Source organism: Streptomyces sp. NPDC006510, assembly GCF_040611955.1.
Classification (GTDB): Bacteria; Actinomycetota; Actinomycetes; order Streptomycetales; family Streptomycetaceae; genus Streptomyces.
In genome coordinates this window covers 1-1,359 of record NZ_JBEXPH010000464.1, presented here as the reverse complement: position 1 = coordinate 1,359, position 1,359 = coordinate 1, and the positions used below count along the sequence as shown (strand labels likewise).

At 76.1% G+C, this 1,359-nt stretch carries 1 pseudogene; it reads left to right on the top strand.

Annotated features, from left to right (window positions below):
- Positions 1-1,359 (top strand): annotated as a pseudogene (locus ABZY11_RS44535) (hypothetical protein); the annotation flags it as partial.

Here is a 1,359-nt window from a genome sequence, read left to right as displayed (position 1 = left end):
CGGGCGGCGTACTTGCCGGGTTGTGCGGGGTGGCCGCGGTGGGTGGTGTGCTGCGTGCCGGGATGGACTGGGACTGGTCGGTGCCGGTGTATCTGCTGTGCGGTGTGGTGCTGCTGACGGCGGCGCGCACCCCTCTGCCGCGTCCGGTCGGGCAGGGTCTGGTGTGGGCCTCGTCGACGGTGACCGTGGCCGCGGTGCTGGCCGCCGCCCCGCCGGTCGGCATGTCGCTGATGGGTACGGTGTCGCAGCTGGCCCGGGTGTGGTCCGGTGCTCCCGACAGCGGTGTCCGGGGCGCTCTGGGTACGGAGGGGCCGGCGTGGTCCCAAATGGCCGCGGCCCCGGTGGTGTTGCTGATGGTGGCCGGTCTGCTGGCACTGGCGCACCGGTCGTGGGACCGGCTGGTACGGGCGGCCGGGCCGGCGCTTTCGCCGGGGGCGGCCTGGCGGAGTGCGGCGGGGGCCGTCGCGACGGCGCTCTGCTGGGCGGGGCTCACCGCGTTGCCCGCGGTGCTGGGGCTGTCGTACGCGGCGGCCGTGGCGGTGCAGTCGGTGCTGGTCGCCGGGATGTTCGCGGTGGCGGTACGCGGTCTGCGGCGCGGGACGAGTGCCGTGGGGACGACCGCGCTGGTGTGCGGGCTGGCCGGGGCGGTGAGTGCGGGGTTCCTCTCCCTCGCGGCGGAGGGCGCGACGTACGCGGTGTTCGCGGCGTTGCTGCTCGTGTTCGGGGCGTCCGCGGTGCTGCTCGACGGTGCCGCGATGCCGGCCGCCCGGGAGTTGCCGGAGGCTCAGGCGGCGCGCACGGTACGGGCGCTGCGGATCGCGCAGGCGGTGCCGGCCTGCGGGGCAGTGTTGTGCGCGATGGTGCTCGCCCGTGCGACCGGGGCGTCGCTGGGACTCAGCGGATATCAGGCGGCGCCGCTCATGCTGGCCGTCCCCGGGGTCACGGTGCTGCTCGGGGCCCGGCTGCGGAACCACCCATCGGCTCTTCCGGTCGAGCTGACCGGGGCCGTGTCGGCCTCGGTGGCGGTGGTCATGGCGGTGCCGGACCGGCCGTTCCTGGCGCTGGTGCTGGCGCTGAGCGGAGTGCTGGCGGCGGGCACGGCCGTGCGGGCCGAGCGGCGGCCGGTGGCCGGGTACCTGGCGGTGGCGCTGTTCGTACTGGCGACCTGGGCGCGGCTCTCGGCCTCGGGGGTGTCGGACCCGGAGGCGTACACGCTTCCGGTGACGGTGCCCGCCCTGGCGGTCGGTGCGCTGCGCAGGCGTCGCGACCCGGAGGCGTCGTCGTGGACGGCGTACGGGGCGGGCCTCGCGGCGACGCTGGTACCGAGACTCTTCGCGGCCTGGGTCGATCCACACTGGC